We start from the raw sequence: 864 nt of genomic DNA, 5'->3' as shown, positions 1-864 counted from the left end.
CTACGGCGCTGCGCGACGCTATCACCGGCGGCACCCGGTGTCCGGAGTCATACTGATCTCTGACGTAGAGCGAGTGAGAGGGGGAAAAATCTTTGGCTTTTTGCTACAAGAAAGGTCGGTATGGAACACGACATTCTTGCTATGTGGATACGGGCCGCGCAGGTCGTGGTCACGCTGGGAATCGGCCTCGGGCAAATCGGGATGATTGGCTGGGGCTTACGGCGGATGCGGCTGGCCGCCGAGGAGCGAAATCGGCAGTTCGACATCATCGAACCAGCGGGAGCAGGGCCAGGCGTTGCGGGACATCGGCCAAGCGTTGCGGGACCAGGGCCAGGTGCTAGCCGAGCTGCTCCGGCGCACCGCCTAGCCATCCCGCGCCGGCTGTTTGGGAGAACGAACCGGATGGGCCTCATATTCTTAGAGCTGGACTACGCGGCAGCAACGCGGTGGCGACCGACGCGCAGCCGGGCGGGATAGAAGTGGCGATGCTCTCACTCGTATGATGACCTAGGGCGGGTATGGAAAGAATGCCATGCTCCTGGCGTTTGTCATTCGCAATCGGGCACCCCAGCTAGAAATAAGACTCACCCCAGCCGATATCGGCAACGAGACCAAGCGGTTCAGGGACGATCAAGACGGCTCCGTTGCGGTGGCTATCCTGATCGACAAGCGTCCGGTCCTCAACAGGTCCGCGACCTGGGGCGCTTCGTCCGATATGGCTCTTCTCAATGGGCCGGACCTGTTCCGTTCTCTCCTGAAGGACGTAGCCAAGGGAGACAAGGCCATTATTCAGATCGGAGACATGGTAGGGGGCACGGTTGAACTAGGCGGATCGGCCGCTGCGATTAGAGACTTACGCGAACG

1 protein-coding gene is annotated in these 864 nt (G+C 60.8%); it reads left to right on the top strand.

Annotated elements, in window-relative coordinates; all coding sequences use genetic code 11:
* Window positions 1-532: 532 nt before the first annotated feature.
* A partial coding sequence (locus J4F42_22605; protein ID MCE2488315.1) for a hypothetical protein occupies window positions 533-864 on the top strand: 332 nt, incomplete at its 3' end.

This window comes from Desulfurellaceae bacterium, assembly GCA_021296095.1.
Classification (GTDB): Bacteria; Desulfobacterota; Binatia; order Bin18; family Bin18; genus JAAXHF01.
The sequence above is the reverse complement of the archived record's forward strand: the minus strand, read 5'-3'. Positions and strand labels throughout refer to the sequence as shown.